Source organism: Variovorax sp. AB1(2024), assembly GCF_037482385.2.
Taxonomy (GTDB): Bacteria; Pseudomonadota; Gammaproteobacteria; order Burkholderiales; family Burkholderiaceae_C; genus Variovorax.
On the sequence record NZ_JBBHKP020000001.1, the window covers coordinates 4,350,090 to 4,370,841 of the forward strand.

At 70.4% G+C, this 20,752-nt stretch carries 18 protein-coding genes and 1 riboswitch; of the genes, 9 read left to right on the top strand and 9 right to left on the bottom strand.

The window, feature by feature from the left end; translation table 11 throughout:
* Positions 1–105: 105 nt before the first annotated feature.
* The 8 genes from WIX39_RS20385 to WIX39_RS20420 all read left to right on the top strand — a co-directional run bounded on the left by WIX39_RS20385 (position 106) and on the right by WIX39_RS20420 (position 7,931).
* On the top strand, positions 106–1,140 hold the full coding sequence (locus WIX39_RS20385; RefSeq protein ID WP_409195715.1) for a reverse transcriptase family protein: 1,035 nt from the start codon (positions 106–108) through the stop codon (positions 1,138–1,140).
* Positions 1,141–1,215: 75 nt separating this feature from the next.
* Positions 1,216–2,049 carry a hypothetical protein gene (locus tag WIX39_RS20390; RefSeq protein WP_409195716.1) on the top strand — a complete coding sequence of 278 codons (834 nt, stop codon included), beginning with the start codon at positions 1,216–1,218 and terminating at the stop codon, positions 2,047–2,049.
* Positions 2,050–2,372: 323 nt separating this feature from the next.
* Positions 2,373–3,473 carry a GNAT family N-acetyltransferase gene (locus WIX39_RS20395; RefSeq protein WP_106934157.1) on the top strand — a complete coding sequence of 367 codons (1,101 nt, stop codon included), beginning with the start codon at positions 2,373–2,375 and terminating at the stop codon, positions 3,471–3,473.
* On the top strand, positions 3,470–4,321 hold the full coding sequence (locus WIX39_RS20400) for a PA4780 family RIO1-like protein kinase (protein WP_081269061.1): 852 nt from the start codon (positions 3,470–3,472) through the stop codon (positions 4,319–4,321). The genes WIX39_RS20395 and WIX39_RS20400 overlap by 4 nt, the downstream gene beginning before the upstream one ends.
* 23 nt (positions 4,322–4,344) lie before the next feature.
* A complete protein-coding gene (locus WIX39_RS20405) occupies positions 4,345–5,286 on the top strand; it encodes an ABC transporter substrate-binding protein (protein ID WP_106934156.1) in 942 nt (313 codons plus the stop codon).
* Between the two features lie 46 nt (positions 5,287–5,332).
* Positions 5,333–6,556 (top strand): GAF domain-containing sensor histidine kinase, encoded by a 1,224-nt coding sequence (locus WIX39_RS20410; protein WP_106934155.1) that lies wholly within the window; start codon positions 5,333–5,335, stop codon positions 6,554–6,556.
* A 6-nt stretch (positions 6,557–6,562) separates the two neighbouring features.
* Complete coding sequence (locus WIX39_RS20415; protein ID WP_106934154.1) at positions 6,563–7,432, top strand: GNAT family N-acetyltransferase; 870 nt, start codon at positions 6,563–6,565, stop codon at positions 7,430–7,432.
* A 13-nt stretch (positions 7,433–7,445) separates the two neighbouring features.
* Positions 7,446–7,931, top strand: a complete 486-nt coding sequence (locus WIX39_RS20420) for an SET domain-containing protein (RefSeq protein WP_106934153.1) — start codon at positions 7,446–7,448, stop codon at positions 7,929–7,931.
* A gap of 17 nt (positions 7,932–7,948) precedes the next feature.
* On the opposite strand, the gene WIX39_RS20425 is transcribed toward WIX39_RS20420, so the two are convergent.
* The 9 genes from WIX39_RS20425 to WIX39_RS20465 all read right to left on the bottom strand — a co-directional run bounded on the left by WIX39_RS20425 (position 7,949) and on the right by WIX39_RS20465 (position 20,210).
* Entirely contained in the window at positions 7,949–8,281 is a 333-nt protein-coding gene (locus WIX39_RS20425) for a DUF1090 family protein (protein WP_106934152.1), read from the bottom strand.
* A 42-nt stretch (positions 8,282–8,323) separates the two neighbouring features.
* Positions 8,324–8,821: a vWA domain-containing protein gene (locus WIX39_RS20430; RefSeq protein ID WP_234382505.1), complete on the bottom strand. Its 498-nt coding sequence runs from the start codon at positions 8,819–8,821 to the stop codon at positions 8,324–8,326.
* A 140-nt stretch (positions 8,822–8,961) separates the two neighbouring features.
* Complete coding sequence (locus WIX39_RS20435) at positions 8,962–10,041, bottom strand: ATP-binding protein (RefSeq protein WP_106934150.1); 1,080 nt, start codon at positions 10,039–10,041, stop codon at positions 8,962–8,964.
* The gene (cobN, locus tag WIX39_RS20440) at positions 10,038–13,856 is read right to left on the bottom strand and encodes a cobaltochelatase subunit CobN (RefSeq protein WP_106934149.1); all 3,819 of its coding nucleotides are present in this window, start codon (positions 13,854–13,856) and stop codon (positions 10,038–10,040) included. The genes WIX39_RS20435 and cobN overlap by 4 nt, the downstream gene beginning before the upstream one ends.
* Positions 13,857–13,883: 27 nt before the next feature.
* Positions 13,884–14,951 (bottom strand): cobalamin biosynthesis protein CobW, encoded by a 1,068-nt coding sequence (cobW, locus tag WIX39_RS20445; protein WP_106934148.1) that lies wholly within the window; start codon positions 14,949–14,951, stop codon positions 13,884–13,886.
* A 147-nt stretch (positions 14,952–15,098) separates the two neighbouring features.
* Positions 15,099–15,776 carry an energy-coupling factor ABC transporter permease gene (locus WIX39_RS20450; protein WP_106934147.1) on the bottom strand — a complete coding sequence of 226 codons (678 nt, stop codon included), beginning with the start codon at positions 15,774–15,776 and terminating at the stop codon, positions 15,099–15,101.
* A gap of 46 nt (positions 15,777–15,822) precedes the next feature.
* Complete coding sequence (locus WIX39_RS20455) at positions 15,823–17,358, bottom strand: PepSY domain-containing protein (RefSeq protein ID WP_106934146.1); 1,536 nt, start codon at positions 17,356–17,358, stop codon at positions 15,823–15,825.
* A gap of 11 nt (positions 17,359–17,369) precedes the next feature.
* Positions 17,370–19,289, bottom strand: coding sequence for a TonB-dependent receptor (locus WIX39_RS20460; RefSeq protein ID WP_409195717.1), 1,920 nt, complete (start codon positions 19,287–19,289; stop codon positions 17,370–17,372).
* Positions 19,290–19,673: 384 nt separating this feature from the next.
* Positions 19,674–19,943: riboswitch (cobalamin riboswitch) on the bottom strand.
* Positions 19,944–19,982: 39 nt separating this feature from the next.
* Complete coding sequence (locus WIX39_RS20465; protein WP_081269073.1) at positions 19,983–20,210, bottom strand: hypothetical protein; 228 nt, start codon at positions 20,208–20,210, stop codon at positions 19,983–19,985.
* 137 nt (positions 20,211–20,347) lie between these two features.
* Here WIX39_RS20465 and WIX39_RS20470 point away from each other — a divergent pair, with 137 nt between their 5' ends.
* Positions 20,348–20,752 (top strand): hypothetical protein, encoded by a 405-nt coding sequence (locus WIX39_RS20470; protein ID WP_081269074.1) that lies wholly within the window; start codon positions 20,348–20,350, stop codon positions 20,750–20,752.

The following is a 20,752-nucleotide window of genomic DNA, read 5'->3' on the forward strand; positions in this document are numbered from 1 at the left end:
GCGTCGAGTGGAGCCCTCCAGTCCCGAGGCTCTTCGACGAGATTCCCGCTTCGTTCGCATTTTTTTCTTCAGCAGTGCATCGGCCGGTGGCGCAGCGCCATGACCATGCAGTCTCCCCCCGCATCTTCCATTCCCGACTCGGCACTCACGCGCGAGCAGCTCTACGAGCGCATCCGCAAGGGTTCGAAGCAGGAGGTGGTCCTCGAGGAAATGCAGCGCTTGGGCTTCTGGCCGCAGGACGCGGCGCAGCCCACGGTAGAGGCCCGGCTGATCCGCCGCGAAAGCGAGCTGCAGGCCGCACTGAGCAAGCTCGGCGAGGAGCTGCGCGGCATCGAGGACCGCGACAAGGCCCTGAAGACGATGCGCAAGGAGCGCATGGCCAAGGCCCGCGAGCGCCGCGAGGAAACCCGCCAGCGCCTCGCCCAGGGCCGCCATGCGCGCGCTCTGGCATGGCACGAGCGGCGCCAGCGCGAACTGCTCTACGTGGGCGAAGGCGTGTCCGGCGGCCTGGGCGAGGCACGCAGCGACGCCGAGGTGCTGGCGCGCAACGCCCTGCCCGCCTTGCACCACGCGGGCGACCTCGCGCAGGCGATGGGCATCGGCCTGGGCGAACTGCGCTTCCTGGCCTGGCACCGCGACGTAGCCAGCGTGAGCCACTACCAGCGCTTCACCATTGCCAAGAAGAGCGGCGGCGAGCGCCATATTTCCGCGCCCATGCCGCGCATGAAGCGCGCGCAGTACTGGGTGCTCGACAACATCCTCGCGAAGATGCCGGTACACGACGCGGTGCACGGCTTTTTGCCGGGCCGCTCGATCCTCACCAATGCCGCGCCGCACGTGGGGCAGGACGTGGTGATCAACCTCGACCTGAAGGACTTCTTTCCGTCGATCGGCATGCGCCGCGTGCGCGGCGTGTTCCGCCAGCTGGGCTATTCACAGCAGGTGGCGAGCCTGCTCGCGCTGGTGTGCACCGAGGCACCTACCGACGAAGTGCAGCTCGACGGCCGCCGCTACTTCGTTGCGCGCGGCGAGCGCGTGCTGCCGCAAGGCGCGCCGACCAGCCCCATGCTGACCAACCTGCTGTGCCGCCGCCTCGACGCACGGCTGGCCGCCAGCGCGGCCAAGCTCGGCTTTCGCTAAACGCGCTACGCCGACGACCTGAGCTTCTCGGCCGACGCCGCGCACAGCCGCGACACGGCCAAGCTGCTGTGGCGCGTGAAGCAGATCGTGGCCAGCGAAGGCCTCACGGTGCACCCCGACAAGCAGCAGGTCATGCGCAGGCACCGGCAGCAGCATGTGACGGGCATCGTGGTCAACGACAAGCTATCACTCGACCGCGACACGATGCGCCGTTTTCGCGCGGTGCTGCACCAGGCCGAACGGCATGGCCCGCAGGGCTTGCAGTGGAACGGCAACAGCGACGTGATCGGCGCGCTGCGCGGCTACGCGAACTTCATCGCGATGACCGACGCGGCGCGCGGTGCGCCCTACGTGGAACGCGTTCGCGCACTGGCCGCGAAGCACGGCGGCGGCAAGGCGGCCGCGCCAGCCGTGCCGCAGACGCCGTCGCAACGCAGCCTGCCCGCGGGCCAGTTCCGCAAGCGGTCGGCCGCGGGACAGGCGCCGTGGCCCGCGTGGTGGCAGCCCGCGCAGGCAGCGGCGCCCGTGCTGGAGAAGACAGCGGAGCAGATCGCCGAAGAGAAGAAGGCACAACGCGATGCGGCCCGGGCACAGGCTGCCGCTGGAGCAGCTGCGCCACAGGCCGCGGCGCGCCCGGCGCAGACGCAGGCGCCATCCGCGCCATCCACTCCCGCGGCCGCCCCCGCGCCCGGCGCCCTGTCCCGCATCGGCTGGATCGTCAGCATGATGTTCCAGGCGCTCTACGTGGTCACGACCTTCCTGGCCGGCTCCAGCCCGCTGATCTGGCTGCTCACCGGCGGCGTGTTCATCAGCAACTTCCTGCGACGAAAAAGCGGATGGGGCGGGTTCCTGGCGGCGGTCTTCGTGTCTTCCGCGGTGGCTACGCTCGTGCACAGCATGCGCAAGTGAGCGAGCGCCAAAACCACACGCCGCTTCACAGCGCAAGGCAAGCCAGCTACAGTCGTCGCTCCGACAAACAGCCACAGAAGGAGGTACGCGATGGAAGACACCGCTGTTCACGCCCCCCGCATCGTGCGGTTTGTCGTGCCTCCCCTAGCCCTCTGACCGACTGCTGACGCTTCACCCGCGCAGCACGTGCCCCTGACGGGCGCGGCCAGTCTGGTACCCGCGGCCCTTTCGCCGCAGCGACAACAAACCGCCCCGATTCAAACGCCGCCGCCAGCACGCGTGTGCCGGCCGCGCCCCGTTCCTTTTCGAATCAAGGCAAACCCATGCTTGAACCCCGTGCCGCGCATTCGCGGCATACCGTGACCACTACCGTGTTCGATCCCCAGCGCGCGAGCGAAGCCGACTGGGATCGCTTTCTCGCCTACTGGCGCCTGCGCTCCGCGGAAGACCATCCCGGAGAGCCCGTGCAGACCGACGCCGACCGCCGGCGCGAGGTGCTGAAAACAGCCCCGCTCTATGCCTTTCATCGCGTGCTGGCCGTGGGCGAGCACGGCGAATTCATCGGCAGCCTGAGCACCAGCTTCCGCCGCCCGAGCACTCCGGACAGCAAGCCCTTTGCGCCTTTCATCGACGCCTGGGGCGGCGTGCTGCTGCCGCACCGCCGGCGCGGCGTGGCGAGCGCCTTGCTGCGCACGCTGCTGGCGCAGATGGAGCAGCACGGCAAATCCATCGCGACCATCAAGGCGCACATGCCCGGGGGCCACGCCTTCCTGCGGGCCATCGGCGCGAGCGAAAAGCACCGCAGCGTCGAGAACCGCATGCGCTTCGACGGCCTCGACTGGCAGGAGCTCGCGCGTTGGCGCACCGAAGGCTTCGCGCCTGCACACGGCCTTCGCGCCGAGGTGCATGCCGGCCGCGTGCCGCACGAGCGGCTGGCGGCGCTGGTGGGCCCGATGTCCAGCTTGTTCGACGACGCACCCACCTCCGGCCTGCAGCGTCCGCCCTTTCGCTACGACCTCGAAGACTTCGCACCCTGGTACGCGGAAATGGACCGCCGCGGCGGCGAGCACTTCCTGGTGCTGCTGCTCGACGGCGACGAACTGGCCGCGATGTGCGAGGCCAGCTGGAATGCGCGCTACCCCGACCGCATGAGCCAGCGCCTCACGGCCGTGTCGCGCAAATGGCGCGGCAAGGGTCTCGCCAAGGGCGTGAAGGCCGCCATGCTGCAACTCGTGCGCGAGCGCCATCCCGAGGTCACGCTCGCCATCACCAGCAACGCCGAGGTCAACGCGCCCATGCTCGCCATCAACCACCGCCTGGGCTTCGCGCCGTACCGGCACGACAGGCTCTACCAGGTCGGCACCCGAAGCCTGCGGGACTTTCTCGCCACCCGTTCCACTACGCCCGAGGAGGCATCTCGATGAAAGCACCCCAGAGACTGCAGGCCCTGATCGACGAAGGCCTGATCGACACCGTGGTGCGCCAGCTGATGAGCGGCAAGGAAGCCATGGTCTACGTCGTACGCTGCGGCGACGAGACACGCTGCGCCAAGGTCTACAAGGAGGCCGACAAGCGCAGCTTCCGCCAGGCCGTGGACTACACCGAGAACCGCCGCGTCAAGAACAGCCGCGAGGCGCGGGCCATGGCCAAGGGCACGCGCTTCGGCCGCCAGGTGACCGAGGCCATCTGGCAGAGCGCCGAGGTCGATGCGCTCTACCGGCTGGCCGCCGCCGGCGTGCGCGTGCCGACGCCGCACAACTTCCTGGAGGGCGTGCTGCTGATGGACCTGGTGACCGACGCCAACGGCGACGCCGCCCCGCGCCTGAACGACGTGGCCTTCTCGCCCGAAGACGCGCTGCGCCACCACGCCAGCCTGCTGCGCGAGGTGATGCGCATGCTGTGCGCAGGCATCGTGCATGGCGACCTTTCGGAGTTCAACGTGCTGCTGGCCGAAGACGGCCCGGTCGTCATCGACCTGCCGCAGGCGGTCGATGCCGCGGGCAACAACCACGCCCGGCGCATGCTGCTGCGCGACGTGGAGAACCTGCGCAACTTCTTCGGCCAGTTCGCGCCCGCGCTGCTGAAGACGCGCTTCGGCGAAGAGATCTGGCACCTCTACGAACGCGGCCAGCTGCGCCCCGAGACCGAGCTGACCGGCAGCTTCGTGCCCGAGACCGGCCCTGTCGACCTGCGCAACGTGCTGCGCGAGGTGGACGACGCGCGCGAGGAAGAGGCCGCGCGGCTGCTGCGCCTGCGCACGCCGCGACAATAGGCGGGCCAACGCCCGCCCGCCCGATGACCTCCTCCGCCCTGCCGACTCCCGCCCCGCGCCAGTTCCTGGCCTCCACCGTCCGCCGGGTCGCCAAGGCCGCGGCTTTCGTGGCGCTGGGCTTCGGCCCGGCCGCGGAGGCCGCCGGCACGGCCATCCGGCTGCAGGACGACCGGGGCACCACGCTGGAGCTGCAGGCGCCGGCGCGGCGCATCGTGTCGCTGATGCCCTCGCTGACCGAAACCGTCTGCGCGCTGGACGCGTGCGACCGGCTTGTCGGCATCGACCGCCATGCCAACTGGCCGGCTTCGGTGAAGGGCCTGCCGCAGGTGGGCGGCATCGACGACGCCAACATCGAGCGCATCGTCGCGCTCAAGCCCGACCTGGTGCTGCTGCGCCCGCGCAGCCGTGCCGCCGAGCCGCTGGAGCGCCTGGGCATCAAGGTGCTGGCGCTCGACGCCAAGACCCATGCCGACCTGCGCCGCGTGATGGAGACCGTGGCCCGCGCCACCGGCCGCCCCGGCGCCGGCGAGGCCTACTGGCGCAAGCTCGATGCCGGGCTGGACGCCGCCCGGGCCCGCGTGCCGGCCGGCTGGCAGGGCCGGCGGGTGTACTTCGAAGTGCATGGCGGCATGGCGGCAGCCAGCGAAAGCTCTTTCATCGGGGAAACCCTCGCCCGCCTCGGGCTGGGCAACGCGGTGCCCGGCACGCTCGGCCCCTTTCCCAAGATGAGCCCCGAATTCGTGGTGCGCGCCGACCCCGACGTGCTGATGGTGTCGGCACTGGGCGAAATCTCGGCCATGGCCGGGCGGCCGGGCTGGTCGGCCATGTCGGCGATAAAGCGCGGGCGGGTCTGCAGCTTCGCCTCGGCCCGCTTCGACCTGATGATGCGCCCCGGCCCCCGGCTGGACGAGGCCGCCGACGCCATCGTGGGGTGCCTCGCCTCGCTGGGCGAGCCCAAGCCTTGACCGACCGCGCCCCTCGGCGGCGGCCCTGACGTACCATTCCGGCATCTTGACCACATCGCCCGCCTCTTCCGCGCCTGTAGCAGCCGTCGATACCGACGAGGCCATCGCGCGGGACGTGGCCGCCATCGGCCGCATCAGCGCGGTGCCATCGCTGCTCAAGGTCATCTGCCAGCACACCGGCATGGGGTTCGCGGCCGTGGCCCGCGTGACGGACGGCACCTGGACCGCCTGCGCGGTGGAAGACAACATCCAGTTCGGCCTCAAGCCCGGCGGCCAGCTGGAGGTGCGGACCACGCTGTGCAGCGAGTCGCGCGCGGCGCGCCAGCCGGTGGTGATCGACCAGGCCAGCACCGACCCCGTCTACTTCGACCATCACACGCCGCGCCTGTACAACATCGAGAGCTACATCTCGGTGCCCATCATCCACACCAACGGCGACTACTTCGGCAACCTCTGCGCCATCGACCCGCGTCCGGCCCAGGTGTCGGAGCCGCGCGTGGTGGCCATGTTCACCGCCTTCGCCGACCTGATCGCGCGCCAGCTAGAAACCGAAGACCGCCAGGAACGCACCGAAACCGCCCTGCAATCGGCCCAGGCCACGGCCGAGCTGCGCGAGCAGTTCATCGCCGTGCTGGGGCACGACCTGCGCAACCCGCTGTCGTCGGTGGGCGCGGCGGCCGAGCTGCTGATCCGCCGGCAGGCCGAGCCCAACCTCGTGAAGCTGGGCACCCGGCTGAAGGCCAGCACGCGCCGCATGTCGGCGCTGATCGACGACGTGCTCGACTTCGCGCGCGTGCGGCTGGGCTCGGGCATGGGCCTGGAGATCCGCGAAGCCGCTTCGCTGGCCTCGGGGCTCAAGGACGTGATCGATGAAGTGCGCGCCGCCCATCCGGCGCTCGACATCCGCGACGAGATCTCCATCAGCGGCACCGTGCGCTGCGACCCGGGGCGCATCCAGCAGGTGCTGTCCAACCTGCTGGGCAATGCGGTCGCGCACGGCGCGCCGAACCAGCCGATCGTGGTGCGCGCCGAGGTGCGCAACGGCCAGCTGGAGCTTTCGGTGGCCAACGGCGGCGAGCCCATTCCGCCTGGCGACATCACCAGGATCTTCCAGCCCTACTGGCGCCCCGAGAACAGCAAGCCCGGCGGCGGCCTGGGGCTGGGCCTCTATATATGCGCGGAAATCGTCGCGGCCCATGGCGGAACGCTGGAGGTCACCTCCTGCGCGGAAGACGGGACCTGTTTCGTGGCGAAGCTCCCGGTCGCCTGACACTTCATGCAGAACAGCAGCGGCATGGCGGTGGTCCCCGCCACGGACTTTTCTCACGGTGAACTCACCGCACTCTGGAACCGCGCCTACGAGGGCTACTTCGTGCCCGTCGCGTTCGACGAGCAGCGCTTCGAGCGCCACCTGCGTCGCGGCGACGTCGACCTCACGCTGTCGCGCGTGCTGGCGGTGGACGGCGCGGCCTGCGGCATCTCGCTGGTCGGCCGGCGCGGGCAGCGCGCGTACCTCGCGGGCTTCGGCATTGCGGATTCGCACCGGCGCCAAGGGCTGGGCGGGCAGCTGATCAAGTCGCAAGCCGCGGCCCTGTCGCGTGCCGGCATCGCGCTGGCGGTTCTCGAAGTGATCGAGCAGAACCCGGCGCGCACGCTCTACCGGCGGGCCGGCTTCAAGGAGCTGCGCATGCTCGACGTGCGCGAATGGAGCTTCGAGAAGCATCGCAGGAAAGCCAGCACGCGCCCCGAACCCGCTGCGCTCCAGCAGCTGCACCGCGCCTGCGCCGAGGTTTGCCGGCCCACCTGGCGCCGCGAATGGCCGACCGTGCTCGACGCCCTGGTGCGCGAGCACGCCGTCGCGCTCGGCGTGTGGCGCGACGACACGCTGTGTGCCTACGCGGTGATGCCGCCGCCCGGCGATGGCCAGGGTGCGCTGCTCGACGCCGCGGCCCTCGACGAAACCGCCGCGCACGAATTGCTCGACGCCCTGGCCACCGCCCGCCCCGGCACCCGCTGGCGGCTGGTGGACGAGCCCGAGGGCAGCCCGCTGCTGCGCGCGGCCAGCGCGCGCGGCGCGGTTCCGGTCATCCGCCAGGTCGAAATGGCACTGACCTTGCATCAAGACAACGACGCCCCTCTCGCCTGACCCTCGCTCCCCCATGAAGCACCGCAAGCAAACCACATCGTCCACGCCTTTCGTCCGGGTCGGCCCCAGCGGCGTGCACGGCCTTGGCGCCTTCGCCACGCGCGACCTGCCGCCCGAAGCCTTCCTGGGCCTGTACGAAGGCCGCCGCTACACCAAGGCCGAGATCGCCACCAAGGTCTGGAACGACCAGCTCACCTACCTGTTCACGCTGTCGAACCACGAGACCATCGACGGCGCCAAGGGCGGCAACGCCACGCGGCACCTGAATCATTCGTGCGAGCCCAACTGCGAGGCGGTCGAGGAATACGACGAGGGCGGCGAGCTGGTGCTGAAGTTCCAGACGATCACGGCCGTGGACGCGGGCGACGAGTTGTTCATCGACTATTCGCTGACGGCGGACGACGGCTCGCCGCCCTCCAAGTACCCCTGCCACTGCGGTTCGGCGAACTGCCGGGGGACGATGCTGGCGCCCGAAGAGGCCGAGGCACCCGCCCCCTGAGCGCCCCGGCACCGGCGTCAGGGCGACTCGCTCTTCAGCCTGCGCAGTTGCTCCTCGGTGCGGTCGAGCTCCAGGCGAAGCGCCCTGGCCTGCTGCTCCAGCCTGTCGATATGGGCAGCGCGGCTCTCGGCCGGCGCCGCGGCCTTGCATTGCGCCTGCAACGCGCTCAAGGCCTCGGCAAGCTCCCGCCGCCGCAGCATCTGGCCCCGCGAACGCGCGAGATCGATGTCGCGCTCCAGGGCAGCCTCCTCGGCCTGGCAAGTGGCGCTGTCCGGCGGCACGGCGGGTTGTGCGAAGGCAGGCAGCGTCACGCTCGACACAAGGGCCAGGAAGAAGGTTTTGACGCTCATGCCGCACGGTAACGCAACGGCGGCAAAAAACACCGCTCAGCCCTACACGGCGAGGTAGCGCGCGTCCCACCCCTCGGCGAGTTGCTTCGCGCGGTGCAGCGGCACCCGCGCCGCTTCGAAATCGACCACGCATGCGACATCGGCAGCTTCGGGCCGCGCGGGGCTTTCGCTGCTGCGCCCGTCGGTCAGCAGCCACAGCCAGCGCTGTCGCGCCTCGCTCTTCGCGAGCAACTGCTCGGCGCGCTGCACGCCCAACGCCAGCGGCGTGCCGCCACCGGCGGCAATCGGCGCGACCCAGTCGTCGTTCCAGGCGCTGGCGCGGCGCGGCGGCAGGCGCAGTTCGACCACCTCGCCGGCAAAGCACAGCAGCGCGACATGGTCGCGGCGCTGGTAGGCCTCCTCCATCAACGCGAGCAGCAGGCCCTTGGCGCGCGCGAGATTGCCGTCGTCGCGCATCGAGGCAGAGCAGTCGAGCAGGAAGCAGTGCAGCGCGCCGCTGCGCGCCTCCCGCGGACGGTGTCTCAGGTGTTCTGCGCGCAACTGGCCTGCACCGCGCGCAGCAAAAGTACGCGGCCAGTCGAAGGCTGTGCCCTGCGGCACGGCGCCATGCCACGCGTCCCTCTGCGTGCCCTGCCTCCGGTCACCCTGGCGCGCGCCAGCGGGTGCGGCGTCCCGGAGGCTCAGGCTTTTTTTGGCGCGGCCTGCGGGCGGGAAGCGATCAGCGGGCGCAGCGGCTTCACGCGCTCGATGCCGACAGGCTCGGGCGGCATGGCGCCCCAGTCTTCGTCGGCGGCACTGCTTGTGCCGGAGGCGCCGTTCGTCTCCGCGCCACGAGGTGCAGGCGCGGGCGCGGGGGCGGGGGTTTTGGCCGGCGGCGCGCCAGCGGCTTCCGGCTTGCGCCGGTGCAGCAGCACCGCTTCGGCCGCGCGCCGCACGTGATCGGTGGTGATGGCTTCGGCGTCCTCCCATGCCGCGAGCGCTCGCGCCGAGCGCAGCATGACGAGGTCCGCGCGCAGGCCATCGACGCCGGCCTCGATGCACAGCGCACCGACCGCGTCGTGCACCGCGTCCCCATAGGGCAGCGCCGAGCCGTCGGCCAGCCGCGCGCGGGCCCGCGCCAGCGCGGCGGACAGCTCGGCCTCCGCCTGCGCGTGCTTCGCGCGGAAGGCGGCCGGATCGGCATCGAACGCCAGCCGCGCGCGCACGATGGCCTGGCGCTCGGCTGCATCGTCGATGTTGCGCAGCTGCACGCACAGGCCGAAGCGGTCGAGCAGCTGGGGCCGCAGCGTGCCTTCTTCCGGATTCATGGTGCCGACCAGCACGAAGCGCGCGGCGTGCCGGTGCGAGATGCCGTCGCGCTCGACCACGTTCACGCCGCTGGCCGCCGCGTCGAGCAGCGAATCGATCAGCGCATCGGGCAGCAGGTTGATTTCGTCCACGTACAGCACGCCGCCGTGCGCGCGCGCCAGCAGGCCGGGCGCGAACTTGAGTTCATGGCCGGCCAGCGCCTGCCCGAGGTCCAGCGTGCCGACGAGGCTTTCGAGGCTCGCGCCCAGCGGCAGCGTGACGAAGGGCGCGCCGGGCAGCAGTTCGGCCAGCGCCCGCGCGGCGGTGGTCTTGGCCGTGCCGCGCGGCCCCTCGATCAGCACGCCGCCCAGCGCGGGATCGACCGCGGCCAGCAGCAGCGCCTGCCGCAACTGCGGCTGCCCGGCGATCGCGGCAAACGGAAAAGGCAGCGGCATCGGGGCGGCTGTGGTCATCGGGGGGTTCCTTCCATCCGCTGCTCCTGGTCGAGCAGCAGGTTCTCCAATCGGGTGCGGTAGTCGCCGGGCGACTGCCAGAGGCCGCGCTGCATGGCTTCGAGCAGGCGGCTGAGCATGTCGTGCAGCGCGCGCGGATTGTGCTCGCTCACGAAATCGCGGGTGGCCTCGTCCAGCACGTAGGCGTCGGCCACCATCGCGTACTGGTGGTCGCCGACCACGCGCGCGGTGGCGTCGAAGCCGAACAGGTAGTCGACCGTGGCGGCCATCTCGAACGCGCCCTTGTAGCCGTGGCGCTTCACGCCGTCGATCCACTTGGGGTTGACCACGCGCGAGCGGATGACGCGGCTGATTTCTTCCTTCAGCGTGCGCACGCGCGGCGCCTGCGGGTTGCCGTGGTCGCCGTGGTACATGGCCGGCTGCCGGCCGCTCAGGTGGCGCACGGCGGCGGCCATGCCGCCCTGGAACTGGTAGTAGTCGTTGGAGTCGAGCAGGTCGTGTTCGCGGCTGTCCTGGTTCTGCATGACGACGTCCATGGCGCGCAGCCTGCGCACCAGCGCGCCGGCGGCCGGCACGCCGTCGCTGCCCTGCCCGTAGGCATGGGCGCTGCCGCCGACATAGGCCTTCGACAGGTCGTCGTCGGTCTGCCAGTCGCCGTGGTCGAACAGCGGCTGCAGGCCCGAGCCGTAGCTGCCCGGCGCCGAGCCGAACACGCGCCAGCCGGCCTGGGTGCGGGCGGCTTCGGGCGCCACGCCCTGCGCTTGAAGCGTGGCGGCTTCGCGCAGGATGCGCGCGCGGATCGGGTTGCGCTCGGCGTCTTCGTCTTCCTGTGCAGCGACGGCCTGCACGGCGGCATCGAACATCTGCACCGCGTTGGGAAAGGCGTCGCGGAAGAAGCCCGAGATGCGCAGCGTGACGTCGATGCGCGGGCGGCCCAGCCCCACCGTGGGCAGCACCTCGAAATCGACCACCCGCTGGCTGCCCGGCGCCCACTTCGGCCGCACGCCGATGAGCGCAAAGGCCTGCGCCAGGTCGTCGCCGCCGGTGCGCATGGTGGCCGTGCCCCAGACCGACAGGCCCAGCGCCACCGGGTAGTCGCCATGTTCCTGCATGTGGCGCTCGACCAGTTGCGCGGCCGACTTCAGGCCCAGCATCCAGGCCGTGGGCGTGGGAATGGCGCGGGTGTCGACCGCGTAGAAATTGCGCCCGGTCGGCAGCACGTCGGGCCGGCCGCGCGAGGGCGAGCCGCTCGGTCCGGGCGGCACGAAGCGGCCCTGCAGGGCACGGGAAAGTTGCAGTAGCTCCTGCGTGCCGCAGGCGTCGAGCGCGGGCGCCAGGCTGCGTTGGACGCGCCCGAGCACGGCCGCGGTGCGCGGCAGATCGGGCGGGCAATCGCGCGATTCGATCAGCCGCTGCGCGAGCAGCTCCAGCCGCTCGCGCGTGTCGCCCTGGTGCCGCCACGCATCGGTGCTGACCGCTTGCAGCAGCGCGGGCCGGGCGCCCTGCCAGGGCCTGGCCGCGTCGATGTCCAGCGGATCGAAGCCTTCGCCGGCCAGCAGGTCGTTTGCCAGCGCGCCCAGCAGCCCCGCGTTCTCGCCCGCGCCTTCCGCGGCCGGATAGCGCGCGAGCGCCAGCAGCGTGTCGCGCCGCAAACGGCCCGCGGGCGATGCGCCGAACACATGCAGCCCGTCGCGGATCTGCGTTTCCTTCAGCTCGCACAGGTAGGCATCGACACGGGCCAGCACCGCGTCGTCTTCCGCGCCCGGCATGCCCAGTTCCTCGACCAGGTGCTGCGCCCGCACCGCCGCGAGGATCTGCGCGCGCAGCACCTTGGCGCGGCGCGCGTCGACCAGCAGCGCCTCGTAGTACTCGTCGACCTGCCGCTCCAGGTCTTGCAGCGGGCCGTGGTTCTCGGCGCGCGTGAGCGGCGGCATCAGGTGGTCGATGATGACCGCCTGCGTGCGCCGCTTGGCCTGCGCGCCCTCGCCCGGGTCGTTGACGATGAAGGGATACACGTTGGGCATCGGCCCCAGGACGGCGTCGGGCCAGCAGGCCTGCGACAGCGCGATGCTCTTGCCCGGCAGCCATTCGAGGTTGCCGTGCTTGCCGACATGCACCACCGCGTCGATGGCGAAGGCGTCGCGCAGCCAGAAATAGAAGGCGAGGTAGCTGTGCGGCGGCACCAGTTCGGCGTCGTGGTAGCTCGCGTAGTCGGCCGCGCCCAGGGTGCCCAGCGCACGCGCGGGCTGGATGCCGACGAACACCCGGCCCAGCCGCAGCCCCGCGATCATGAAGCGGCCCTGCCGCACCATCGGGTCTTGTTCGGGCGCACCCCAGCGGGCGTCGATGGCGTCGGCCATGCCTTCAGGCAGCGACGCGAGCCGCGCGCGGTAGTCGGCCAGCGCATAGCTTTGCCAGGCCGGGCGCGCGGCCCACTGCGCGGGGTCGTTGGCGATGCCTTCCTGCAGGCGGCGCATCAGCGCGTCACCGTCTTCGGGCAGCGCGGCGGGGTCGCCGAGCGCATAGCCCTCGGCCTGCATCGCGCGAAGGATGGCGATGACCGAAGCCGGCGTGTCGAGCCCCACGCCGCTGCCGATGCGGCCTTCGCTGCCGGGGTAGTTGGCCAGGATCAGCGCGATGCGCTTGTCGGGCGCACCGAGCGCGCGCAGCCGGCACCAGCGCCGCGCCAGCTCGGCAACGAAAGCAACGCGGTCGGGCTCGGGCTGGTAGTTGACCACCTCGGTCTGCGTGAGTTCGCAGCGGTGCGACAGGCCCTTGAAGCTCACGGCGCGCGTGATGATGCGGCCGTCCATCTCGGGCAGCGCGATCTGCATCGCGATGTCGCGCGGGCGCAGGCCCTGGCTGTCGGCCAGCCAGTCTTCGCGGTTGCCGCCGCTCACGATCACCTGCAGCACGGGCGCGTCGCCGGCCAGCGCAAGGCTCTCGCCCTCTTCCTTCTGCGTGCCCTGCCCCAGCGCGGCGAAGGCGGTGGTGTTGAGCACGAGCTGCACGTCATGCGCGGCGCACAGCTCGCGCAGCGCCGACAGGCACAACGGGTCTTTCAGCGAATCGAGCGCCACGGGCAGCGGGTTCAGCCCCTCGGCGCCCAGCGCGGCGGCGATGGCATCGAAGGCCACGGTGTTGCCCGACAGCAGGTGCGAGCGATAGAACACCAGCGCCACCACCGGCGCACCCGCGTGCCAACCGGCGCGCAGGTCGTCGATGCCGGCCACCGTGTGCGCCGTGTCCATGCCGCGCGGCACATGCAGCGCGACCTGCGGCAGGCTGCGCGGCGGCAATGGCGCTTCTCCATGGCCGAGGCCGTGGAAGGCCACCGCGCGCAGGAACTGCAGCGCATTGCCCGCGCCGCCCGCGCGCATGTACTGCCAGAGCTGCCGGCCCACCGCGCGCGGCGCGGTGCCGCGCGCCAGCAGGTCTTCGTCTTCCTGCAGGTCGCCGGAGAACATCGCGAGCTGCTGGCCCTTGCGCTTCGCGAGCTTCTCCAGCTGCTGCAGCCCATAGGCCCAGGCCGATTCGGCCCCCAGGTGGTCGACCACCACCACGCGCGCATGCTGCAGCACCTCGTCGATGTACAGGTCGAGCGAGGCCGGCTGCTTCAGGTACATGAGGTTGGCCAGCCGCAGCGACGGGTAGCCGGGGTCGGTGCCGGCCAGAGCGGTGCGCGCGGCGGCCAGCAGTGCGAGCGTGGTGTCGGCCGAGCTGAGCACCACGATGTCGCCCGGCGTCTGGTCGAGGCGGGTGACGACGCTGTCGTCCTCGACGAAGCGTCCGGGCTGGGTGCTCAGCAGGTGCATGCGGTCAGGTGTTCAGCCGTCAAGCCGTCATGCGGCGATCGCGGCCGCCTCTTGCAGCGCCTTGCGCAGCGCCGCTTCGTCCAGGTCTTCGCCGATGAACACCAGCCGCGTGCGCTGCGCCTCGCCGTCGCGCCAGCGGCGGTCGAAGTGGTGGTCGAAGCGCCGGCCCACGCCCTGCACCAGCAGGCGCATCGGCTTGCCCGGCACGGCGACGAAGCCCTTCACGCGATAGATGGTGTGCTGCTCGACCAGCTTGCCGAGCACGGCCAGCAGGCTGTCGCGGTCCACGGGCGGCAGCTCGATCACCAGCGAGTCGAACTCGTCGTGGTCGTGGTCTTCCTCGTGGTCGTGGTGGCTTTCGCGCAGGTGGATGGTGGCCTCGGCGGCGCGGCCCTGGCCCAGCAGCAGCGCGAGCGGCAGCCTGCCCTCGGTGGCAGCGACGATCTTCACCTCGGGCGGCAGTTCCTCGCGCACCAGGGCCTCGACCTTCGCGCGCGCGGCGTCGTCCATCAGGTCGGTCTTGTTGAGCACCACCAGGTCGGCGGCCGAGAGCTGGTCTTCGAACAGCTCGTGCAGCGGCGATTCGTGGTCGAGGTTGGGGTCGGCGCGGCGCGCTTCGTCCACGGCCTCGGGGTTCTCCGCGAACTGGCCCGACGCGGCGGCCGGGCCGTCGACCACGGTGACCACCGAGTCGACGGTGAAGATGTTGGCGATGTCCGGCCACTGGAAGGCCTGCACCAGCGGCTTGGGCAGTGCCAGGCCCGAGGTCTCGATGAGCACCGCGTCGAGGTCGCCTCGCCGCTCGGCCAGCTGCAGCATCACGGGCAGGAACTCTTCCTGCACGGTGCAGCAGACGCAGCCGTTGGCCAGCTCGTAGAGCGCGCCTTCGCGCTCGTTGCCTTCGTCGTCGCAGCCGATGCCGCAGCCGCGAAGAATCTCGCCGTCGATGCCGAGCTCGCCGAACTCGTTGACGATCACCGCGATGCGGCGGCCTTCGGCGTTGCCGAGGATGTGGCGCAGCAGCGTGGTCTTGCCGCTGCCGAGGAAGCCCGTGACGATGGTGACGGGGATCTTGGCGTTGCTTGCTTGGGTCATTGGAGTGTTCGTTGGGGCGCCCGTGGCGGCCGGAGAGATGAACGGGCACCGGGCGCCAGCATGGGCGTTCCGGTGGCCATCACGAGAGGATCGGCGCCAGGCCCGCCAAGCGAGCCTGGAACCCGGGAAGAAGGAGAGCGCGGTGAATCAGACGCCGCCGTACAGGCGGCGCTCGACGAAGACCGAGCCTTGCAGGCGGCGCCAGCCCTTGGCGGCGGCCAGCACGCCCAGGTCGACCAGCGGCTCGACCAGCACCACCGTCATGTAGGCAGCCCCGAAGCTGGCGATCTGGCCGAGGTTCTCGAGCCCGGTGCCGCGGCCGTACAGCGCCCAGAAGCCGACCCACACCACGATGCCGCCCTGGTAGGCCACCGACAGCTTGAAAGCCTGCTGGTAGCTCAGGTCCACATAGGCCACGTTCTTCGGGATGATGCGGCGCGCCAGCGCGGCGGTCGCGAACAGCGGCACCAGCAGCGTGGTGACGTTCATGCCGTACTGCGCAATGTCCTGCGGCTCGAAGAACAGGCCCTGGATGAGCAGCCCGCCCGCCAGGCCGATGGCCGCGGGCGCCAGCCCGAACACCAGCAGCAGCGTGGTGCCGAGGATCAGGTGCACCTCGGACACGCCCACCGGGTGATGCGGCAACACCTCGAAGAAGCAGAACACCAGCGCCACGGCAACGGCGGAGCGCAGCACCAGTGCGGCAAGGCCGTCTTTCACCGCGGTTTCGATGGTCACCTTGCCTGTGTAGGCGAGTGCGGCAGCGGCCGTGGCATAGCTGAGAAAAATCTTGGTTCCGTCGACGAGACCTGGTTCGATGTGCATCGAGCACCTCCTGAAATGCACCGCAGTGCGAAAGTTGATTGTTGGTTCATGGACCTGCCTGCGCAAGCCCCTTCGAGGCCGCCGCCCGCCGTGGCTTGCGCCGCAGCCGGCGCCAGCCGATCACCACGCCGCTGGCCGAGGCTACCGCACCGACCACCGACAGCAGCCACATCACGACATCCCAGGCCGGCCGGTACTGGATGAGCCAGGGAAAGTCGAGGCTGTGCGCCGCGTTGAAGAGCCAGCGGCGCAGGCGCGAGTTGCTGTCGTTGCTGCCCGCCACCTGCCCGCTGGCCGGGTCGATGTAGACCCGGCTGCGCGCGGCGTCGTCGAACTGCAGGCGCCACACGGGCACGATGCGCTCGCGGTGGTGGCCGTACCAGTGGAAGTCTTCGCGCGTCTGGAGCACCGCCTCGGTGACACGGGCGCCGGGACGCAGCGCCGAAGCGGCGCGCACGATGTCGTCCCTGGCAATGGAAGCAGGCGCGCCGCTGGCGGCATCGACCACCCACGCGCGCACCTGCGCATCGCGCAACTGCAGCAGCGGCCGGCCGTCGAACCACAGCAGCATGGCCTCGCGCGGCGCGGCGGCGCCCCCGCCGTGCGGCAACGATGCCGGCGGCCAGGGGAACGGCGACACCCCAGCACCGCTGTAGCGGGCCATCGCCGCCGCGTCGCCCGGCCCGCGCTGGAACCAGCCGTTGGGGTTCATCGAGAGCCAGCCGCTGATGATCCAGGTCAGCACGAAAAAGCCGCCGATCAGCCCCGCGATGTGGTGCCAGGCCATCCACCCGCTGTACGGCGTGACCGATCCGCTGCGAAAACGCCTGCGCAGCCGCACACGCAGGATGCCGATGACGATGCCCGTCACCGCCGAGACGATGCACGCCGCCGACAGCCACACGACCACGTCGTGCCACAGGGGCGGGTCGGCGCGCAGCGGCGTGAAGTAGATCCAGTGCGGCACCGAGCCCAGCCAGTTCCAGAAGCGCTCGGAGCGGTTGCTGTCGCGCACCACTTCGCCGTTGCGCGAAGACACGTAAAGCTCGGTGCCGGCCGCGTCGCCAAGCTCGATGCGGTGCAGCGGGCGCAGCGGGTTCAGGCCCTGAGGCACGGTCCACTGGTCGCGCTCCAGCGTCTCGGCCCAGCGCGCGCCCGGCCGGCCCGAAAACGCGCGCGCGATGGCTTCGGCCTGCGCGGCATCGACCGGGCCCGGCACACGGCCGTCGCGCGCCGAGACCGTATGCCGGCCGCCGTGCGCATCGACGATGCGCCACACGGGCTGCGGATCGGTGCCGCCCTGCATCTCCAGCACCATGCGCCGGGGCGGCTGCGCGCGTGCGGCGGGCGGCAATGCATCGAGCGCGGCCGCGGGCGACACCGTTGCCTGCGAAAAGCGCAGCGGCCCCAGCCCGGCCAGCCGCTCGGCGTCCGTCAGGTTGGGATACCCCACGTACATCATCACCACGCCCGAGACGAACCACATGACGAACAGCAGGCAGCCGCCGATGCCCAGCCACCGGTGGGTCCAGTAGAGGCCGTGCCGGATGCGCGGCCAGGCGCGGCGCCATGCGGAAGTCATGCGCGCGTCGCTCAGAAATCGACCAGCGCCGAGAGTTCGAACGAACGCGGGCGTCCCAGCAGCCACTGGTTGCCGCCGTTCGAGAACGACACCGCATAGCGCCGGTCGGCCAGGTTGTAGGCGCGCAGCGCCAGCTTCAGCGAAGGGTTCGCCTGCCAGCTGAGCGAAGCGTCGGCCACGGTGTACGAGCCGATCTTGCGCGAGTTGGCGGCGTCGACCTGGCGCGGGCCGACATGGCGCACGCCGAACGCGGCCTCCCACTGCGGCAGGAAGCGCCAGTTGAGCCACAGGTTGGCCGTCTGCTCGGGCACGCCGCTGGGCGTGTTGCCCGCGCGCGAGATCAGCCTGCCGCCGACCACTTCGTTGAAGTCGTCGTAGCGCGCGCGCAATCTGGCGATGTTGGCCTCGAGGTCCAGCGTGGGCGTGAGCGCCATGTCCAGCGTGGCCTCGATGCCCTCGGACGACTGCCGCCCGATCTGCTGCGTCTTGCCCGGGTCGCTCGCGTCGCGCGACAGCAGCTTGTTCTTCTCGATGCGGTAGGCCGCCACGGTCCAGGCGCCGCGGTTGTCGGCGAACTGGCGCTTGTAGCCGACCTCGACCTGCCGGCCGGTGCTGAGCTCGAACGGCACCTGCGTGGCCGAGGTGCTGATGAGCGAGGTCAGCGGATCGGCCGCGCGCGCCACCTGCGCATAGAAAGACTGCGACGCATCGGGCGCATACACCACGCCCAGGCGGCCGGTGGCGTACTCGAAGGTCTTGCCCAGATTGTTGGCCGCGTTCTGCAGGTCGGCGCGGGCGATCTTCGCGTGGTCCCAGCGCAGGCTGCCCACCACCGACCATTGATCGTCGAAGGCCAGCTTGTCTTCGGTGAGGAAGGCGTAGGTGCCGGTCCTGGTCCGGTAGCGAGGCGTGTAGGCCACGGGCGAAACGTAGTAGCCCGGGTTGAAGACGAAGGGGTCCACCACCGATCGCCCACCATAGGGCGAATCGTTGGTGTGCTGGAAGTCGATGCGGTTCACGTCGAAGCCCACCAGCACCTGGTTGGCCAGGCCGAACAGGCCGTGTTTGAAGGTGGCGTCGGTGCGGTTGCCGATCTGCTCCTGGTCGTGGCCGATCTCCAGGTAGTCGCCGCGCGTCACGCGGCGCGTGGTGGCGCTGTAGGTGTAGGTCTCGCTGTTGCGCCAGTGGCGCTTGCTCTCCAGCCGGTAGAGCTGGTTGCGCACGGTGACCGAATCGTTCGGCGTCCACTGGGCGTCGAGGCGGGTCCACTTGTCGAGGTACTTGATCTCGGAATCGTCGAGGTTGTAGTTCTGGCGCAGCATCTGGCTGCTCAGGCGGCCGTCGATCAGCGGCACGCCGTAGTAGCGCTGCGGCGACTGCCGGCCCTCGTCGTGCGAGAGCGTGAACTGCAGTTGCGGCGACACGTCGAGCCGCACCGCCGCGCCCACGGCCAGGCTCTCGGCCTGGCCGCGCTGCATGAAGCCGTCGGTCTGGCGGTGGCTGATGTCGAAGCGGTAGGAGAGCCTGTCATTGATCGCGCCGCCGCTGCCGAAAGCCACCTGGCGGGTGGCGTCGGAGCCGACGGTGAGCAGCGCCTGGTTCTGGATCGGCCCGCGCGTGGGCTTCCTGGGCACCACGTTGATCGCGCCGCCGATGGCGCCTTCGCCGTACATCACCGAGGCCGCGCCGCGCAGTACCTCGATGCGGTCGACCGACCAGGTGTCGAACGGGAAGGTGACGGTTCCCGCGCCCGCGTACAGCCGCGTGCCGTCGAACAGCTGCATCACCGAGCCGTGGCCCAGGAAGCCGCGCGCCGCCATCGCGGTGCCGCCGTTGCCGGGGCCGGGCGAACCGGTGATGCCGGTGGCGCGGGTGGCGGCATCGATCACCAAGGCGTCGCCGCGTGCGCGGATGGTGTCGCCGTCCAGCACCTCGATGCTGGCCGGCGTTTCCAGCGGCGTCAGGCCCAGGCGGCTGCCGGTCTGAGTGGTCTCGTCGATGGCGAGCCGCGTATTGGCGGTCGGCCTCGACCTGCACCGGCGCCAGGCTCTGGCTGCCGTCGGCCTGTGCGAGGGCCGCGGCAGGCCCGAGGGCGAGCCCCAGCCCCAGTGAAATACCCGAAAGCCGCACGCTTTGCGGCGCGCCCGTGCGATCGCGCGATGGCGATGCCTGTCGGCTCATGTGATCTCTCCTCCGGCCCGCGTCCCCGCAGGCTCCTCTGTCCGAAAAAGGACGAGGCGGGAGAAGCGGAGGGGCGATGACGGTCCAGGCGCGAGCGCGGAGGCGGCAGGCCCGGACACGCACTCCCGCAGCGTCCGAAGGCGGTTTCCAAGGCCGGTATCCGGGCTTGCGGAGCGCTCCGACGCGCGAAATGCGCATCGGAGCAGAAACCCTCGCCTTCCCACGCCGAAGCGCAGTGGCCGCCGGCCTCTTCAAGGAGGCGCCGGCTTGAGGATTCCCGATCCGCTGACCGTTGCGGGGGCAGCGCAGGAATGACCGGGTCGGCTATGACCCGGCGCACCTGCTTCCCGTTTAACCCCGGCGCCATGGCATGGCGGGCGGGGCACCTTCGAACCGTGTTGACTGGTTTGATTCGTGAGAATTAACAAACCATAACCGCGAAATTATAAGTAGCCGCTATTGCCGTCGGGTCCGAACAGGCGCCGCATCACCGCCACGCCGGCCACCAGCGCGTTCGAATAGCTGGCGTAGGGCTCGAGCGCCGCTTCCAGCGGCTCGTAGAAGTGGGAGGCGTCTCCGGGCTCTCCGGCGACCGCTTCCATCAGCACCCAGTAGAACTCCCCTTTTTCCAGCTCATGGACAGTGAGCGCGATGTTTCTCTGTGTGTGCATGGAATGGATTGGGCAGTGCTTATTGGTGAATGGGTGGAGGCCAAGGCCGGTTGACAGCTTCCGGGCTTCTCCTACAGAGGGGATTCCCCGTGCAGCCTATGTTTTTATGTTTTGCACATGCACAAGCAGGAGACAGCATGAAGAACTTCACTCTCGAACCCGGCATGCGGGCAACCATCGGCGGAGCCTTCTATCCGACCGGCTACTCGATGGTCATGTTTCCGGACGCGGAAGATGCCCAGCGCGTCGGCCGCGGGCTGATCGAGCAAGGCACCAGCGGCGACGACGTCTACCTGCTTCCCGCGCAAACCGTGCTCTCCCAGATCACGCCCACCGTGGAAACTGCCGACGACCCCCTGCCCTCCGCCGGCACCGAAGGCGCGACCGTGCGCGCATACACGAAGCTGGCGCGCGAAGGCCACACGGCGCTGCTGGTGAAGACCGAGGACAGCGAAGCGGCCGAGCAGCTCATGGTGCTGGTGCGCACGGTGCCCTACTCCATCGCGCAGCGCTACCGCACGCTGGTGATCGAAGACCTCTGA